This is a genomic window from Amycolatopsis halotolerans (genome assembly GCF_042647905.1).
GTDB classification, from domain to species: Bacteria; Actinomycetota; Actinomycetes; order Mycobacteriales; family Pseudonocardiaceae; genus Amycolatopsis; species Amycolatopsis halotolerans.
Window position 1 is genome coordinate 130,985 of the sequence record NZ_JBHRWI010000030.1, and the last position, 15,882, is coordinate 146,866.

13 protein-coding genes and 1 tRNA gene are annotated in these 15,882 nt (G+C 61.3%); 8 read left to right on the plus strand and 6 right to left on the minus strand.

Annotation, left to right across the window (positions count from 1 at the left end; translation table 11 throughout):
* Positions 1 to 230: 230 nt before the first annotated feature.
* Positions 231 to 746 carry a pyridoxamine 5'-phosphate oxidase family protein gene (locus ACFORO_RS26265; protein WP_377869108.1) on the plus strand — a complete coding sequence of 172 codons (516 nt, stop codon included), beginning with the start codon at positions 231 to 233 and terminating at the stop codon, positions 744 to 746.
* A 61-nt stretch (positions 747 to 807) separates the two neighbouring features.
* Positions 808 to 1,677 (plus strand): SDR family oxidoreductase, encoded by an 870-nt coding sequence (locus ACFORO_RS26270; protein WP_377869109.1) that lies wholly within the window; start codon positions 808 to 810, stop codon positions 1,675 to 1,677.
* On the opposite strand, the gene ACFORO_RS26275 is transcribed toward ACFORO_RS26270, so the two are convergent.
* The gene (locus tag ACFORO_RS26275) at positions 1,598 to 2,947 is read right to left on the minus strand and encodes an MFS transporter (protein ID WP_377869110.1); all 1,350 of its coding nucleotides are present in this window, start codon (positions 2,945 to 2,947) and stop codon (positions 1,598 to 1,600) included. The genes ACFORO_RS26270 and ACFORO_RS26275 overlap by 80 nt on opposite strands.
* Before the next feature lie 103 nt (positions 2,948 to 3,050).
* On the opposite strand from ACFORO_RS26275, the gene ACFORO_RS26280 reads away from it, so the two are divergent.
* On the plus strand, positions 3,051 to 4,004 hold the full coding sequence (locus ACFORO_RS26280; RefSeq protein ID WP_377869111.1) for an Lrp/AsnC family transcriptional regulator: 954 nt from the start codon (positions 3,051 to 3,053) through the stop codon (positions 4,002 to 4,004).
* Here the strand turns inward: ACFORO_RS26280 and wzt are convergent.
* A complete protein-coding gene (gene wzt / locus ACFORO_RS26285; protein ID WP_377869112.1) occupies positions 4,001 to 4,735 on the minus strand; it encodes a galactan export ABC transporter ATP-binding subunit Wzt/RfbE in 735 nt (244 codons plus the stop codon). The two genes, ACFORO_RS26280 and wzt, sit on opposite strands and share 4 nt — an antisense overlap.
* Positions 4,736 to 4,803: 68 nt before the next feature.
* Between wzt and ACFORO_RS26290 the strand changes: the two genes are divergently transcribed.
* Entirely contained in the window at positions 4,804 to 5,436 is a 633-nt protein-coding gene (locus ACFORO_RS26290) for a TetR/AcrR family transcriptional regulator (protein WP_377869113.1), read from the plus strand.
* Positions 5,437 to 5,452: 16 nt separating this feature from the next.
* Positions 5,453 to 5,525, plus strand: a tRNA-Arg gene (locus tag ACFORO_RS26295).
* 439 nt (positions 5,526 to 5,964) lie between these two features.
* On the opposite strand, the gene ACFORO_RS26300 is transcribed toward ACFORO_RS26295, so the two are convergent.
* Positions 5,965 to 6,078, minus strand: a complete 114-nt coding sequence (locus ACFORO_RS26300; protein ID WP_377869299.1) for an SAM-dependent methyltransferase — start codon at positions 6,076 to 6,078, stop codon at positions 5,965 to 5,967.
* Between the two features lie 342 nt (positions 6,079 to 6,420).
* The gene (locus ACFORO_RS26305; protein ID WP_377869114.1) at positions 6,421 to 6,936 is read right to left on the minus strand and encodes a hypothetical protein; all 516 of its coding nucleotides are present in this window, start codon (positions 6,934 to 6,936) and stop codon (positions 6,421 to 6,423) included.
* Between the two features lie 678 nt (positions 6,937 to 7,614).
* On the opposite strand from ACFORO_RS26305, the gene ACFORO_RS26310 reads away from it, so the two are divergent.
* Positions 7,615 to 9,993: a hypothetical protein gene (locus ACFORO_RS26310; RefSeq protein WP_377869115.1), complete on the plus strand. Its 2,379-nt coding sequence runs from the start codon at positions 7,615 to 7,617 to the stop codon at positions 9,991 to 9,993.
* 317 nt (positions 9,994 to 10,310) lie between these two features.
* Entirely contained in the window at positions 10,311 to 11,042 is a 732-nt protein-coding gene (locus tag ACFORO_RS26315; RefSeq protein WP_377869116.1) for a hypothetical protein, read from the plus strand.
* On the opposite strand, the gene ACFORO_RS26320 is transcribed toward ACFORO_RS26315, so the two are convergent.
* Entirely contained in the window at positions 11,020 to 12,351 is a 1,332-nt protein-coding gene (locus tag ACFORO_RS26320; RefSeq protein WP_377869117.1) for a DNA methyltransferase, read from the minus strand. The genes ACFORO_RS26315 and ACFORO_RS26320 overlap by 23 nt on opposite strands.
* Positions 12,352 to 12,395: 44 nt before the next feature.
* Positions 12,396 to 13,727 (minus strand): protein kinase domain-containing protein, encoded by a 1,332-nt coding sequence (locus ACFORO_RS26325; RefSeq protein WP_377869118.1) that lies wholly within the window; start codon positions 13,725 to 13,727, stop codon positions 12,396 to 12,398.
* Positions 13,728 to 15,236: 1,509 nt separating this feature from the next.
* On the opposite strand from ACFORO_RS26325, the gene ACFORO_RS26330 reads away from it, so the two are divergent.
* Positions 15,237 to 15,881 carry a lytic polysaccharide monooxygenase auxiliary activity family 9 protein gene (locus tag ACFORO_RS26330; protein ID WP_354742943.1) on the plus strand — a complete coding sequence of 215 codons (645 nt, stop codon included), beginning with the start codon at positions 15,237 to 15,239 and terminating at the stop codon, positions 15,879 to 15,881.
* Position 15,882: the final 1 nt, after the last annotated feature.

The following is a 15,882-nucleotide window of genomic DNA, read 5'->3' on the forward strand; positions in this document are numbered from 1 at the left end:
GTATCGCTCATCGCCCTCACCTCCCCGCGGCTCGCTTCCGGTTTCCGGGCAGGGAAACCCCGCACGGGAACCACTCAACGCCATCCGCCGGATAACTGTCAAGCAGTTGTACAAGTGTTGTAATTATCGATGTGACCTAGGTCACTGTCGAGGTAATGTCGAGAACTCCGCCGCGGCCCCGTCCCCGCAGCACCTGGCCGTCGTGGCCAGCCGACGTGGAGGAGACCGACATGGAACCGCAGGAAGTCGCCGAGGTCCTGAACCGCCCGCTCAGCCGCGAACTGCTCGCCCGCGACCTGACCCGGCTTGCCTACGTGGCGAAGGACGGCACACCGCGCAGCATCCCGATCTCGTTCAGCTGGAATGGCGCCGAGGTCGTCATGTGCACCACCAAGAACTCCCCGAAACTGCACGCGCTGAAGGAGAACCCGATGGTCGCGCTGACCGTCGACACCGAGGTGCACCCGCCGAAGATCCTGCTCGTCCGAGGCCGCGCCGAACTGGACTACACCGACGGGATCCCGGACGAGTTCCTGGAAATGAACGGTTCCTACGAGATGACGGCCGAGCAGCGCGTCGAATGGGAGGCCGAAATCCGTTCCCTCTACGCGGAGGGCATGGTCCGCATCGTCGTCACCCCGACCTGGGCGAAGCTCATCGACTTCGAAACCACACTGCCGTCCGCCGTCGAAGAACTGGTGCAGCGCCGGGCTGCCGGCGCGGAAACCCCCGCCGTCACCGGCTGATCCACTACACTGAATCGCCTACACGCGAACGTGATTTCCCTCTACGCGCGAAGGCGGGCGCATGATCCTGGTGACGGGTGCGAGCGGCAATGTGGGGTCAGCGCTGGTCGCGCAGTTGCGCGCGGCCGAGGTGCCGTTCCGCGCCGCCTATCATTCCCCGGAGAAGGCAAGGAAAGCCGCCGCCGACGGAATTGACGCGGTCACCGTCGAAATGTCCGATCCGGCCACCGTGCAACCGGCGCTGGCCGGAGTGTCGAAGGTGTTCCTGCTGGGCGCGATGAGCCCCGGGCAGACCGGCAACGAGTCCAATGTGGTCGAAGCCGCGGTGTCCGCCGGGGTCACGCACGTGGTCAAGCAATCGCTGTGGCGGGCGGACGAGGAACTCACGCCGATCGCCCGGCTGCACCGTCCGGTCGAACGGATGCTGGAAACGTCGCCGCTGTCCTGGACCTTTCTCCGCGCGAACTTCTACCTGCAGGCATTCTCGGGAAACTGGTCCGGAACCATCCGATCAGGAAACTTCTTCGCCAGCCCGCTGATCCGCGGCCCGATCGCGTTCGTGGACGCCGAAGACATTGCCCGCGTTGCATTTCACGCACTGACCGAAGACGGCCACGCAGGCAAGGCGTACGCACTAAGCGGCCCAGAGGCGCTAACGTACGACGAGGCTGCGGCGGTGCTGTCGGAAGTGCTGGGCCGTCCTATCGCGTACCGCGGCATGTCGAACGAGCAAGCGCTTTCGGCGTTGGCGGAAGCCGGAATGTCGTCGTTCCACGCCAAAGCGCTGGTCGAGGTGTGCAACACGTACCTGGACGGCGGCGCGGAAACCGTGACGCCCGCGGTCGAGGACGTCACCGGCCAGCGGCCGCGGAGCTTCCGCGAGTTCGTGACGGCGCATCGGCAGTGTTTCGAGCCAGCACAAGGCAACTGAGCACGGCGGCGACGAGGCTGAGCCCGGCGGTGACCAGGAAGACGCCGCCGAGTTCCGCGCTGCTGGCGTAAACCAGCCCGAGCACGGCGACGCTGAGGGTCTGGCCGAGTTGTCGAAAGGTGGCCATGGCACCGGACGCCATCCCTGCGCGGTCCCGCGGAACCGCGCCGAGGATCGCGGTACTGCCTGCTGGCCCGGCGATGCCCATCCCAGCACCGGTCACGATGAGTCCAGGCAGCAGGCTGAGCCAAGTCGAGTCGCGGTCGAGCAACATCCAGGAGAGCCCGCAGCCCGCCGACGCGAGCAAGGCCCCGAGACCGAGAACGATGCCCGGCGAAATGGCGTGCAGCCGCTTGCCGATCAGCATCGAGCACACGAAAGACGTTGCCGCCAAAGGAATCAGTGCGAGCCCGGCCGCGGTCGGGCTGAGATGCAGCACGGATTGCAGCCAGATCGAGGCGTAGATCAGGCAAGCGAAGACGGACGAACTCGCGACGACCACGATCAGCACCGTCACGAAGGCCGCCCGGCGGAACAACCCGAGGTCGAGCATCGGGTGCGTTACCCGTCGTTCGATCGCGACAAAGGCGCCCAGCGCCACGGCCGCGAGGGCGAATGCCGGCAGGGAATCCTGGATCAACGCGTAGACCAACGCGCCGGAACTGACGCCGAAAGACAGCATTCCGCCGAAGTCGATCCGGGTGCCGGACGGTCGTTTCGGCGCTTCGGCCAGGTACTTCCTGGTCAGCAGCACCGTCAGCACGCTCAACGGCAGATTGACAATGAAGATCGCCTGCCACCCCGCCCACTGAGTCAAAACGCCGCCGAGAAACGGCCCCGCCGCACCTGCGGCCCCGAGCACTGCCGTCCAGATCCCGAACGCTGTCCCGCGCTCTTTGCCCTCATAACTGGCCCCGAGCAACGACATCGCGGCCACCATCATCGCCGCGCCACCAATTCCTTGTACCGCCCGCGTGCCGATCAACACGCCGACATTCGGGGCGAGCGCACACCCCAGCGACGCCACGGCAAACAACGTCACCGAGCCGGCGAATACCCTGCGCTGCCCCGCGATGTCGCCGATCGCACCCGCGCTCAACGCGAGAACGGCGAGCACCAGGGTGTAGCTGTTGACCACCCATTGCAGACTGGCCAGCGACGCTCCCAGTCCGCGAGCCATCTCCGGCAACGCGACTGTCACGACGGTGGTGTCGAGGATCAACATGAACGACCCGAGGCAGATCGCCGCCAACGGCCCCCATTTGCGCATCACAGGCCCCTTTCTCTCTCCGTGAGAGTTGATCGGGTTCTCATAGGCACCTCAAGCAAACTGGCCTCGCCTGACGGATCCCGTCATCAGCTACCGTGAGGTGATGAAACCCGTCACGCTGGACTCCGTGGACCGTCAGTTGATCCACGCCCTCGACCTCGACGGACGAGCCCCTTTCGCACGGATCGCCGACGTCCTCGGCGTTTCGGAGAACACCGTCGGCCGGCGTTACCGGCGGTTGCGGCAGGCTGGCGTGCTTCGGGTTGTAGGCGCGGTCGCGAGCGCGAAACTGGGGTACGCGTTGTGGATGGTCCGGTTTGCCTGCGCACCCGCGTCCGGAATCCCGATCGCGGCGGCGCTGGCGAAGCGTCCGGACACGTTCTGGGTCCACTTGCTTTCCGGCGGAACGGAAATCGCTTGCACGACGCAGTCGTCCATGGTGGAGGATGCCGAAGGGCTGCTGCTGGACAAACTCCCGCGGAGCAGCCGGATCACGTCCGTAACCGCACATCAGATGCTGCACGGTTTCACGCGCCTGGGCGGTTGGGCGGCATTGTCGGAGCAACAGATCGCCGCTTTGCGGGTGCCGGTTCATCCGACCGAAGAAATCACCTTCGACGAGGCGGACCGTCATCTAGTGCACGTTCTGGCAGACGACGGTCGTGCGAGCTACGGCGAACTGGCCGCAGCGTCCGGCCTGTCCGAGTCGACCGTGAAGCGCCGGATCGAAACCCTGCGTCAGGCGGGATTTCTGACGTACCAGCTGGATATTTCCCTGCGTGCCTTGGGATTCCAATCGGAAGCACGACTGTGGATGGTCGTGCGCCCGTCAGCCGTCGTGTCGGTCGCGGAATCCTTGGCGGAACACGACGAGGTGCAGTTCGCCGCGGTCACCACCGGCCCGACGAACCTGGTCGCCGCGATCGCCTGCCGAAATGCCGCACACTTGTACGAGTACCTGACCGAACGCGTCGGCTCGTTGGACGGAATCCGGCAAATGGAAACCGCTCCCGTCGTCCGCACGGTGAAACGCAGCGGATCGCTGCTCCCTCTCTAAGCGGCATAAGCCTTAAGAATCTCAGACAAGGAGCCGTACTGTCGCACCTGTCCCTCGTCCATCCACAACGCGGTGTCGCAAAACTCCTTGAGCATCTCCTCGGAGTGATTCGCGAACACCAGAATCCCCGACCGCTTCACCAGATCCCGGAGCCGAACCCGCGCCTTGCCGAGAAACGCCGCGTCGACCGCGCCGAGCCCTTCGTCGAGCAGCAGGATCTCCGGGTCGATCGTGGTCACGACCCCGAGCGCGAGCCGCACCCGCATGCCGGCCGAGTACGTGCGCAACGGGAGCTCGAGATAGTCGCCAAGCTCGGTGAACTCCGCGATGTCCTCGACCCGCTTCAGCATCTGCCGTCGGCTCATCCCCAGAAACAACCCCTGGACCAGGATGTTCTCCCGTCCGGACTCGCCCGGATCCAGCCCGACCCCGAGATCGAACACCGGCGCGACCCGCCCCGCGACTCTCCGGACGCCGCGGGTCGGCTCGTAAATCCCGGACAGCAACCGCAACAACGTGGACTTCCCGGCCCCGTTGTGCCCCACCAACCCGACCCGATCGCCCTCGCTGAGCTGGAACGACACGTCCCGCAACGCCTCGATCACCGGCACCTTCGCCTCGGTGCCGATCTTCCCGCCGACCTTCCCGAGCACGCGTTTCTTCAGCGACCGCGTCTTGGCGTCGAAGATCGGAAAATCGACGTAGGCGTTGCGTATCTCGATGCTGACCAAGATCCCTCCCCAGATGCGAATGGAAACTACCATTCGCATCTGATCGATGGCCAGGTAAGGTTCCCCGGGTGAGCCAGACCAGCGAGGGCTTCCGCCCGCCGCAACAAGCGCGCAGCCGGGCTTCGCTGCAGAAAGTCCTGGCCGCCGCCGAACGCGTGCTGGCCGAACAGGGCTTGGAGTCGTTCACCGTCGCCGAGGTCGCCGCGCAGGCCGGGATGTCGGTCGGCGCGATCTACCGCCGCTTCGAGGGCAAGGAACAGCTGCTGTACGCCGTCAAGGACCAGCTGCTGACCGAGTTGGAAACCACCGTCCGAGACGCCCTCCACGCAGCGACCCCCGGCCTCCGGCCGATCTTCGACGCCTTCGTGGCCGCCCTGGCGCAGACGTTCCAGGAACACGACCGAATCTTCCCGGAACTCCTGGACGCCCAACGCTCCGACGGCCGAGACCGCGGCCTCGCCGCCCTGTCCGCGATCCAAGACGCCCTGCTGGAAGCCCTGGCGCCCTTCCTTGCCGACACCGGCGGCCTGGAAATGGCAGCCCGAACGATCATCGGCGCATGCATCCACCGCGCCGCGACCTGCAGATTCTGGCCGGATGACCGATCATGGACGACGTGGGCGGAGGAGGTGGCGGAAATGGCACTGGCGTACCTGGCTTCACCAGCCGCAGACTCGCCTCCGGGCCCCGCTAGGATGTAGGCAGCAACACGCGAATGCCCTCGTAGCTCAGGGGATAGAGCACGGCTCTCCTAAAGCCGGTGTCGCAGGTTCGAATCCTGCCGGGGGCACTGCAAGGATGGGAACAAGACCATCATTCGCTCGGTGGTGGCCCTGCTCTTTATTCTTCTGTTTCTGCTGTTCACGACACTGCTGGGCATCGTCCAGATGACACGACGGCGGCGCTATGGACGGTGCGGCTGACTGTGTGATGGCGGGGCCGGTCAGGGTGACTCTGCAGGTGGCGGTGTTGGGTTGCGGTTGTAGAGGATCTCCAACCGGAAGGCTTCGAACAAGGCTCGAGCGAGTTCCTCGGGTAGTTGGTCGACTTCGATCTTCATCACAGGGAACGCATCGAGCGGGTCGGGGTTGTGTACGGCCAAGACGCGCTGCTCCGCCTCTGCCAGTCGTGTCTCCAGCCGCTCACATTGTCGACGTGCCGCAGGTCCGCCTCGACCACCCCGGTGCTCGGATCGTCTGCGTGGAAGATCTGCTCGAGCCCGGCCACGGCTACGGGGTCGGGTCGACGTAGACGACACGGGCCCGGGGCTGCTCGGCATGGGCGAGTTCGTGCGCACGGCGAACGCCACCCAGGCACGCACCTAGGTCGAGGAACCGCTCGATTCCGGCGGCGCGTGTCTAGCACCGCGTGACGCACGAAGGCGCGGCTATCATGGACAAGCAAGTCGTAGCGCGGCACCAAGGCCAAGATTGCCTCAGCCACAGCACGGTCGGAGACTAGACTGTGGCCGCCGTCGAACATGTGGTCACTGACTCAGGACAGTGACGGCACGTTGACATCGACCGGCGCGCCCCACTCGTGCGCGGCCTCATGCGTCGCCATCACCGTTGCTGTTCTCCCGCCTCTGGCTCGCCAATACGAGACCGACTCCCTGCGCATCCTGACCGACTCCGACAGGACGACGGGTAGCGGTTCGCCGCTTTGCCCGAAGTCGACCGAGCCGATTAGTCCTGGCGATTAGACCGCGGCAAGAGGAGCTGAACCAGAGCGGGACCGAGGCGCTCGTGAGGTGTTGATGGGGCGGGACCTCGCTGAGCACGCCTTCCGACACGGCGACGATTACTCGCACGGGTGGCACCGAGCGCGGCCGGGATGAGTTGGCAGGTCAGTTCTCGTCGAAGGGCACCGGGGCGGCGCGGCGGATCTGCGCGAGTGGTTTCGACACGGCGCTGTGATTGGCGTAGCCGAGGGTTGTCAGCTATCTCGGTCTTGCTGGTGACGACGCTGTTGAGCAGCACGACGATCTGCCGGTTCAGGCCATCCAGGAGCGAGAGGAAGTCGTCGGTGATCGGGTTGCCCAGCACCTCGCTCTCCGGTCCCTGGCCGGGGAGGGTGTCGGTCAACTCGACGAATTTCACCGTCACCTTGCGCCGCTTCTGATTGCAGCTTGCGTTCAAGTCTTCGCGGGCGTACGTCCGGTGGCTGGAGAAGTCGCCCTCGACCCGGTGGGAACGAACCACGTCCAGGATGTCGCGCAGCTGGCTAGCCCGGTCGGCGGCCTAACGGTCTTGACCACGGCAGTGCGGGCATCGTCCTCGCCGAACCAGCCCTGTCCGCCCATTGAAGTAGAGGACGTGGGCTCACATCCAGACTTGACGCAACCATTTGCCCGCCGACCGGGGCCGAACTCGGCCAAGTCGCGGATACGAACACCTTTGCGCGGCAGCCGCTACCCGGCCAGAACGCACAAGTACTTATCGGCAGGCCGCGAGCTAGGCCAATCGGAGCAGCGGGGACATGCCCCGCTACCGACATCCCGCTCGGTGACCTAGCGAGCAACTGCAGACCTCCTCGTACAAGTCCGGGAAGTAGTTGACCGCAGCGTTCATCTCGCTTCATCCAGCGTGAGCTTCCCTGGCTTCGCGAGCAGCGCCCGTCACGACTGCCAACACCTCGCCTGGACGAGCCACGCGCTACGATCATCGATCACAACACGGTCGGTTCATGATCCGTTGGAGGACGCCAGGTGTCGAGCGCTGGACGGCAGATGCTGAGTGTGGTTCGTCAAGTCAACACAGCTGTCCAACAGGGCCTGCCAACTGGGGCAGCCAGTGATCCACAAGTCGATGTCGATGTCCTTGAAGGTCTAGCCGCCGAGCCATTCGATCCAGCAGCCGTACTCGAAAGGCTGGTCAGCGATGCACATTAAGATCGAGGCTGAGTGCACCCGCGGGCTTCGCATCATCGAAGAAATACCCGACCTGAGCATTTGCAAGATTGAGGGATACAATGGCATTGGAAAGACGAATGCCATTAAACTGCTTCAGCTATGCACAGGAGGCCAGCCTTTCTCAAGCGAAGATCCATCCTGGCGCTCTTTTCGTACTCAGATCGTTAGTGCGCGTGTCCGCATCACTGGACTGCGGGAGGTGGGCGAGATCGAATGGATTCTTGAACCGCGACGCTGGCCTGCGCAAGCAGAACCGCTGGGCGACCTTTTGGGTGCGGTAAGAATCGCCGGGCAAGAGGCGCGCCCGCGCGATACTTTACCTCTTGTGAAAGTGCATCACGTCTCGGTCGCAGAGACGCCGCTAAAAGCGCTTGCAGACCGCGTCACAGAAGCGCAAAACCAAGTGTCGATCTGGGTGCAAGAATCCGGGCAAAAAAGACAAGAAACTCTTGACGGACTTCTTGAACAGGTTGCCAAGAAGATTGCCGACAGTAAACCAGAAACCTTGCATTCCGAGGTGTTGGCTGCGCAAGAGGCCAAGAAGCGCGCCGGCACGCTGTCAACAAAACTCAGCAAGGCACGTGGACGGGTTGACCTTTTCGACAGGGCGGTGGAGACCGCCGACCAGTTGGATCAAGTGCGCGGTCGCGGACCTGAGCTTGACGCCAAGCTTGAGGAACTCGATGCGCAACTGGAAGAGCTTGAAATAAGGAAAGAGCAGCTCAATAGCCAAATCTCAACTGCGAGCGCACGTCAGCATCAGGACGAACAAGCCGATCATGAGTTTGACCTAGCCCAGAAACACCTTGATCGTCAGGATCAGGCTCTCCGTGAAGCGGAAGCTGCCTTAGAAAGAAGCGCAGCGAAAGCTGGCATTAGTCCAGATCGCGAGGGGCTCGAACAGCGCCGAGAAGCGGATTCTAAGAGACTGAACAGACTCACTGAAATTCTTCCTCATGTCAATTCTGTGCCGCTGGTAATCGACATCCTCGAAGATCTAACACTTCGACTTGAGGATGCAGAGCATGATGGCCTGAACGATGTAACACTGATTGAGGCTGAAGATAGAAATTCAGGCTGGACTGTAGAGCAACTCAAGACTGCGCTTGCCAACCAGCTTGAGGCGCTTCGCAACAAGGCTCCCTCGACAGATTCTGATAAACTAACGAATGAGATCGCTTCCGCTCGGAGGCAGCTACACCTGCTTTCAGATGTGGAAGGCGCACTCCGAAACGTTGAACAGGCACAGGAACGGCTGACCAAAGCGCAAGGCCGCCTGGGGACAGCTGCAAGGAATCTTCCTGGAGCCAGTACGCGATCTCTCGATGAGCTAATTTCTAATCGTAATGACGTTGATAACTCAAGTCGACAACTTCAAGCTGAGCACGCCCGGGTTGAACAGGCTCGGGAGCTTCTCGGTGGCGGTATGAGTGAAGAAGCCCTCGCTGCCACGCTCGCGACTCTGTGCGCCGAGATAGATGTCGAGCCTGCTCGGGTTCGAGGCCGCAGTCAAACCGCCCGGAACGAACTCGATGATGTCATCAAACGAGAGTCTCAGGGCACCCATCAGGCAGAGAAAGCGGCACGCGCCGCCGCTGAACACAGAAAGAATGTTGCAGCGACGTTTAGCTGGTTGCACAGCAACGACGAACTAGCTTGGCTGCGTAACGCGGTGCCGCAAATTATAAGCAACATCGATGCAGATGAAGAACAGCAAGCCGAGATATTACAGAATATTGCCGCGCGGATTGAGAATGGTCGAAATTCGCTCGCGAACACCTTCTACGCTGTACAAGGTATCGGTGCCGCTTTGAGCAGTCTCGCAATGCGAGTGAACAACCCGGTGGCAGTTGCACGATCGACCGATTTTGATATGGCTACACAGCACTGGCTCTCGGAAGAGGTCCGTCAGTGGTTTGACGACGAGCTTGTGCGCGAAGCACTATTTGATTCTGGAGATAACATTAGACTGGACGCCAACGATCTCACAGTAACCTGGACTGTCGACGGAAAGGCGCATGAGCGACCTCTTCTTGCGTTCTCCAGTGGTCAGCAGGCGTTTGCATACGCTCAAGCGCAAGTATCACGACTGGATCGTGAAGAAAATCCTCCTGCTAACCGGCTTATTGCACTAGACGAATTCAACGCGCTCTTGGATCGTGAACGAATGTCGAGCCTGGCTAACTACCTTATCGCTCGGCAACAGACCGCCGAGCGCGACCAGGTTGTTGTCATTCTGCCGCTCGAAACTATTCCGAGCCGATCTTCTTCTGCGGACGAGCGGAGCCTTACTCGCGCCCGAGATCTGGAGCGGCGTGGCTACATCGCAGAGGAGCTCCTACCGTGAGCCTATTCGATGCAGCAGACGGTGTCCGCGCAGTATTCGGAGTGCCTGCTGTTCTAACTGGGCAAGAGTCTGCCACTCTCATGCGAGACTTGGTCGAGTTGTGGCACCTGACGTACGGTAAGAGCCCAGGTCGTATTGAGGATGATCTCGAAGGATGCCGGCGATTTTTCGATCCCGTAGCGAGGGGGCATACCCTAAGGGAGCGCATTGGCAGTCTGCCGCAAACGCCGATGGAGCTGAGGCGCACTTCGTACCGTGAGCCTCTGCTAGTGGATGCGGGAGACAAAACTCTAATTATTGGCGTTGAAGGACGCTTAATGATCGCACTGCTAGAACGTCAAGATCTCAGCAAGGGGCACCTCGTTTTTCCATCTGCTGACGTCTCAGCAATTGAGCAAAAAGCACTCGAAGTATACAGAGGTTGGGCGCGCGGGCGACTTAATCAAGTCATCGCACTTCAGATGGGTCGGGGGGCAGAAGTTCTTCAAGCGATTTCCGTCGGCTTGGTAATTGCACTACTTGTGAACAGGTCAGATTCTGCAGAGCGTGCTGTCATTCGATGGGATCACGACACTCCTGAAGGCAAGCAGATCGATAAAGCTATCCATGCTGGGGCAGAGCGATTCGCATCGGTGATCTCAGGCAGTCGTGGAGGGCGATCCGCCGGTGAACAACGGCTTAAAGGCGGCTACGCGCTGAGCGAGGCACGGCGCCGGTTGGCCCACCGCTTGGCTGTGGAGCCCGACAGCAAGTCCGGGGGAGAGCGTCTCTACGTTCCGGCCGAACACCGGGACGAGGTCGTCCGTTTCCTAGCGAACGACCTCGCGCGACGACCTAGCCTGAGTCTGGAAAAACTCGCCCTGGCGTTTGATCAACTAGTCAAAGAGTTCCGCAGCATAGCCGGGCAATTGGCCCACAGATCAATGGTTTTTGAGCGCGCAGCCGACACCGGAACCCTGAAGAAACAATTGCAGGAAGTGTTCTCTCTTGCGCAAGGTAAAGGATCGCCGAAGCTCGGTGATGTAATTAACCACGACGAAATAGGATGAGGCGTTCAGATAGCTGTACATCATGTCGCGTCTTGTTCGTTGCCCACCGCTGACCACGACGTCGGAGCGCTTCGTCTCTTTCAACAGTAAATCCGACCTGCTCAGCAATTCGGCCAATGATAGCGGGTGTGTCAATGTAAACCCCATAGGGGGCACTGTCGCCTATCAGCCATACAACTGGAGAACCAGGGTGCATTGCTGCTGCCAAGTTTTCGAGCACCTCCGAGATCGCATCAAAATAGTCCGGAACAACCCGGTCATATTCCTTGCCTCGTCCACGTTGTGTCCGCTGTATTTTTAGAGCTTCGACTAGCTCATCTACTTCAGATCCAATTTCCGCAAACCTGCTCAATCTCTGAGAAGCATCTGAAGCGGCACCAACACTACTCTGCTGCGTGGTGGCCGTGACCATGTCGGAGCGCACGTTTGTGACCATTTCTGCCCAGCTCGAAACCTCGCCCCAGAAGTACAGTTCCAGGCGTGTTGCATCTGCATAGTCAAAGTTGTTTAGGTATGGCGGCGACGCAACACAGCCATGCGCGCCGCCGGAATCTAACCTTTTCCATGCGCGTTTCCGTCGAGCGTCCCCTTGGGTCACGAATGCACTCACGTCGATACTGGATTTCCAGTCGACAAGACCAATATCCTCGGATATCAGGTTCGCTCGCTGCAAGAATCGGGAATACGCATCTGCGTACTTCGGCTGGCGAGCTTGCCCTGGTCTTTGATACGGCCATCCAACCCGAGCGGATGCCACATCACGCAACGTAGCGAGAAGTGCCCATTTGGCATACTTGCCCCATACCCCAGCTTTGCGATCGAGGATGGCTTCTCGGATGGAACACAAGTCTGCCAAAACGTCTGGAGTGAAGCAGCGGCGAGTAAGGTCAACCTCTGCATTTATCAATGATCCTGTCGCCCTGCTCTTTTTCGCGGCATCAACGACTATACTAGCCGCTCGAAGAAACGCGGCCGGAGAACCAGGGGGCTTCTTAAGCTTCAAGTTGGCAAGTTCCGCGATCAGCGGATGCGCTTCGATTCCAAAGAAGGACAGGCCGGCGCGACGTGCGGCAGTGCCTGTAACCGCGGAACCGGCGAACGGGTCGACAACCATGCTCCCAGTCGGGAGAGCGAGGTGTTCCAAAAGCATCGAAACGTAGTCCGATGCAAACCCCGCTGGATAGCGGAACCATCGATCGAACGGCTCGGTGCCGCTCGTGCCGTGGCTTCGGCCACGGCCGGACGCAGGCTCTGCGGGAAGTCCAGTTGAGAGCGTGGTGGTGCTAGATTCCGACACTTGAATATTCATACCAGGTGACGGCGATCACCACCACGGTGGCAGATGATTATTTGTCATGCTGTCATGGCCGCTCGCAAGGCGGCTGCGGCAGGCTGCCAGCCGCCCTCTCTGTAGTGGTCAGAGACGGCAGCCTTGTCAGCACAGTGCGCCAGAGCTCGCGCCATCGCCGCGGCCGCCGGCCCCGTCAACCCGTCCAGCCAGTCTCTTGTGCGCATCCGTTGTCCGACGTCCTGCCAACGCGCGTCTGCCGTAAAAAAGGGCGTGGCAAGGTCTTGGGCGAGACCCAATTGGCTCACATCAACCAGTGCACGCAAGACAGTGTGAACGAAACTCAAAGGCGTGCCCGCATACTGGCGATCTCTGTCGCCCCAAGGGCTCCCGACGACATGTTCAGCCATGGTGGTGGCCAGCGCTGCAGCTCGATCGGGATCGTTTGCAGCCCATCCGTACAAGCGCATTGTTGGGACTCGCGCTAAATGATCGATATATAGATCGGTATTATTCGTGTACGCCTCCGCCAGTGACACCAACGAATCAAGATTCTCGACAGCTCCTCTTAGTAGGTCGTCAACGAGATTTCGTGCGCGCCGATCTGGCGACTCCTCGCGCTCGCTAATGACACCACGCAACAGCTCCTTCAGGCCAGCCATGTCCGGCACCCGGTGGGCAACTTCTTCGTGTGCGCAGTTCGTAACAAAGGGCCGCCAGTGAATCATAGTCCCGTCAGGCAAAAGACGACGACCGCGTAATGGGCGATTACCTGTCACGAACCACGCAGTGACACGCCCTAAACTGTAAACATCGACCGCTGTTGTAACAGTTCGTGGATCATCGTCGAGTTCTGGGGCGTCAAATCCTGGCGTCCCCATTCCTTGACCTGTCCGGGTTAGCTGCTTTGACACCATCTCAGGAGGGTGGCGCACCATGCCCCAATCGGCTAAGACCCATCTAAACTTTCCGGTACTGCCACCTGAGAGGGCAAGAATGTTACTTGGAGATATATCTCGGTGAATCAGCTCCTGTTTATGCGCAATATCGAGCGCATCTGCGAGATTTAGCAGGATGGACATCAGGACTTCCTCGTCGAGGTAATTCCTTAGCTTCTCGAGAGTGCCCTCAGCGACAGGCATTGTGTACCAGCGAAAGCCAGGGTCATGATCATGGATGGGCATGATATTGGGGTGAGCCAGGCTTTGCTGGGCCTGAATCTCCCGCTTGATTCGACTGTAAGCATCAGACTTTTGAAGCGCTCGTTTAAGTGCGACTTCCTGACCGGATTCCTTGTGCTCCGCGCGCCAAACTTGCGCGTAGCCGCCTTTACCGAGCGGGCGTGCGCTCAGCCGATAGAGTTCACGCGGATCCACGGTTTCGCCTGCGCCCAACATCCGACAAGCATAGACGACGTACGTCGTCGCCGACTTGCCTGTCTGGGTACTACCAGGTGCCCGAAATCAAGCAGTCTCGAACTCAGCAACCCCCGCGACGGCCAATAGCCGCGCAGCGCGCTGCCCCGCAGGCAGGGTATGATTTGGTCGCCAAGGGGCCAGCTCGGCGCTCGATTCGGTTCGCCTTGGCGTGCCGCAAGGAACTTGACTCAAGCGCTTACGTCCACAACGAACACCCTAACTGGCAGGATCCTTGCTGTCCCGCAGCGCGGCCTCGGCCTCGCTTCCAGCGGGCTCATGCCATGCTACGCCGAGGTGTCGGTAACGAGGCAACCAGGCGCAGCACGCCGGCCGAGCAGATGCCGCAACTCGTCCCGGCGCGGCTAGTGGAGCGGCATAGAGGTGGTAGACGGTTCGTTACGCTCAGCCTGCCGTCTGGTCAATCACTCCACCACCAGCATTCGGCCACCACGCTGCCGCTATAAACCCGCTGGTCGGCCATGTTCCCATCCTTTGGCACTCCGCCGGGGGCACATCTTCACTGGTCACCGCAGTGCCGAGGGGTTTGTTTCCGCGCGCCCATGCTTAACCCTCTTCGCCGGGGGCTCGACGCCCGGTCGTTCGCCGAGCGCGGTACCGGCATCCTCGCCGCGGCTGCACCTAGGGCCGCGTCCAAGAAGAAAAAGAATGTCCTCGCCGGACCGGCAGGTCTCCGAGATGGCCGGGACCGCGCGCACGTTGCGTCCGTGAGTGACCTGCCGCCATCTCGCCGACCTCCCCGAGGGCTATCACGCCGCGTCAAGGGGGCAGTTCGGGTGGCATGCTACGGGCCGCGGGAAGGTGCCCCCTTGACATGGCGTGATCGGGCTGCGCCAGGTCGACGAGATGGCGGAGAGGTCACCCACTTGTAGGTGGAGAGAAACGAAATCGGCCTCTTCCGCAGCTGTGTAGCACCTGTTCGGAAAACGATTGGACCTCGTTAACCAAGCTGCCGAGACTCACGTCGAAGCTTCAAATGCCGTCGCCATTTTTCCGCAGCGAGCGAAGTGCCGCCTATTGGCAAGGCGAGGAGCCAACTGTTCCCAGGGAAGAAAAGCTCCACCAGGACGAACACGCACACTGCCACGATCGTCCACGCGACCGCTACGCGAAGAGCCTGCCGTCGCTGTCGATCCGCCTCGTCCGACACAGCGACCAGTTTCGCACATCTCTGGATAAAATGGAAATAACGGACTTAAAGAGATAATTAGCCAGGTCTGGCCTTGGCTCGTTGCCGGTAGTCACCTACATCGATCACCAACACAGCCGACCGTGATCCATAAGGGCTGGTCGTAGGTTCGAATCCTGTCGGAGGCGCATTCTGCATCGGGGGCGCATGCCGGGCGCAGCATCGCGCCCGCAGTCGCACTGCGCGCCAAATCGCCCACGCCCGACTTTCGGGCCTACAACCCGACGCGCCACAACACCTACCGTAGACATGGTCTAGACCTCTCATGAGAGGAACCCGCGATGAAGTTTTCCCGCTCCGCCGTCAAAGTCGGGATACTGACCGCCGTGCTGGGGACAGTTTCGGTGTTCACCGCCGTCCCGGCGCTCGCGCACGGCTCGATGGGCAACCCGATCAGCCGGATCATGCAATGTTTTCAGGAGGGTCCGGAGAATCCGCAGTCCGCGGCGTGCAAGGCCGCCGTCGCGGTTGGGGACAGCTGGCCGCTCTACGACTGGGACGAGGTCAACATCGGCGACGCCAGTGGCCGCAGCCGCGAGATCATTCCGGACGGCAAGCTGTGCAGCGCCGGCCGGGACAAGTACAAGGGGCTCGACCTGCCCCGCGACGACTGGCCGGCCACCACGATGCCCAGCAGCGGCCCGTACACCTTCCAGTACCAGTTGACCGCCGCGCACGAGGGCACCTTCGAGCTGTACGTCACCAAGCCCAGCTACGACCCGACGAAACCGCTCAAGTGGTCCGACCTGGAAGACACCCCGTTCTACAAGCAGGACAACCCGCCGATCGCGGGCAACGCCTACCAACTCCAGGCGAACTTGCCCGGCGGCCGCACCGGCAGGCACTTGATCTACTCGATCTGGCAACGCCACTGGCCCGACTCCGGCGAGGCCTTCTACTCCTGCTCGGACGTCATCTTCAACTGAG

Bases quoted from the DNA above. Each gene is read 5' to 3' on its own strand.
- ACFORO_RS26280 (WP_377869111.1), top strand. From the start codon at position 3,051: ATGAAACCCGTCACGCTGGACTCCGTGGACCGTCAGTTGATCCACGCC.
- ACFORO_RS26320 (WP_377869117.1), bottom strand. From the start codon at position 12,351: ATGAATATTCAAGTGTCGGAATCTAGCACCACCACGCTCTCAACTGGA.
- ACFORO_RS26270 (WP_377869109.1), top strand. From the start codon at position 808: ATGATCCTGGTGACGGGTGCGAGCGGCAATGTGGGGTCAGCGCTGGTC.
- ACFORO_RS26325 (WP_377869118.1), bottom strand. From the start codon at position 13,727: ATGTTGGGCGCAGGCGAAACCGTGGATCCGCGTGAACTCTATCGGCTG.
- ACFORO_RS26330 (WP_354742943.1), top strand. From the start codon at position 15,237: ATGAAGTTTTCCCGCTCCGCCGTCAAAGTCGGGATACTGACCGCCGTG.
- ACFORO_RS26310 (WP_377869115.1), top strand. From the start codon at position 7,615: ATGCACATTAAGATCGAGGCTGAGTGCACCCGCGGGCTTCGCATCATC.
- ACFORO_RS26265 (WP_377869108.1), top strand. From the start codon at position 231: ATGGAACCGCAGGAAGTCGCCGAGGTCCTGAACCGCCCGCTCAGCCGC.
- ACFORO_RS26275 (WP_377869110.1), bottom strand. From the start codon at position 2,947: ATGCGCAAATGGGGGCCGTTGGCGGCGATCTGCCTCGGGTCGTTCATG.
- ACFORO_RS26315 (WP_377869116.1), top strand. From the start codon at position 10,311: ATGATCGCACTGCTAGAACGTCAAGATCTCAGCAAGGGGCACCTCGTT.